At 68.5% G+C, this 821-nt stretch carries 1 protein-coding gene; it reads right to left on the bottom strand.

Annotation, left to right across the window (positions count from 1 at the left end; translation table 11 throughout):
- Positions 1–8: 8 nt before the first annotated feature.
- Complete coding sequence (locus tag ACFQUZ_RS32350; RefSeq protein ID WP_377449107.1) at positions 9–614, bottom strand: hypothetical protein; 606 nt, start codon at positions 612–614, stop codon at positions 9–11.
- Positions 615–821 lie beyond the last annotated feature (207 nt).

Here is an 821-nt window from a genome sequence, read left to right on the forward strand (position 1 = left end):
GTCGTGGGTCAGCTGTTCCACTGCTCGGCGACCAGGTCAGCGGCCTGGCTCTCCCACTGCGCGTACTTGTCCGGGTACGCCGACACCTGCACCGTCTGCGCGGCGACGGTCAACGGCATCTCCTGCCACCCGTCCACCTGCGCCAGACCCTTCAGGAACGCCGTGGTCGAGTAGTGCGGATCGGTGATCTGCTCCACCGAACCCCAACCAGACGACGGACGCTGCTGGAACAGGCCCTGCGAGTCATGGTCGTTGCGGTCACCCAGATGACCCAGGTTCTCCAACTTCGACTCCTGCAAGCTGGTGGCCACCGCGATCACCGCGGCCCGCTCGTCCATCCCCGCGGCCTTGGTGGCCTCGACGATGGCCTTCACGTTGCCCTTCTGCTCGTCCGAGATGTCGATCCGCGACTGCGCACCCGTGACACCGTGCGGGATCAGCTTCTCCGCGGCCGGCTTGTCACCGGGCTTCTCGGCCTGCGCCACGGCCGCGACCGTGGTGGTGGCCGGGGTAACGGTGGTGTCCATCGCGTCGGCGATCGGACCGGCGGCGATCGCGCCGGTGACGCTCAGGCCGAGCGCGGTCAGCATGCTCTTACGCATAATCGTGTTCATCACGTGCCTCCTCGGGGGATCGGCACCCACCCGCACACAAAGGGGGGAACACGCGGGTGGGTGTCATGTCAGGAGAGCGATCAAGAATGAGAAAAAGGGGGGCCGGCGCCCGGCCGGTCCCGGGGGGTGAACCCACCACGGCGCCGGACCCGGTGTAACGACCTCGACCCCCAGGCGATTCCCTCGGGGGCCGGCCCACGCCCCGGG

The organism is Plantactinospora sp. GCM10030261 (assembly GCF_042666615.1).
GTDB lineage: Bacteria > Actinomycetota > Actinomycetes > Mycobacteriales > Micromonosporaceae > KBS50.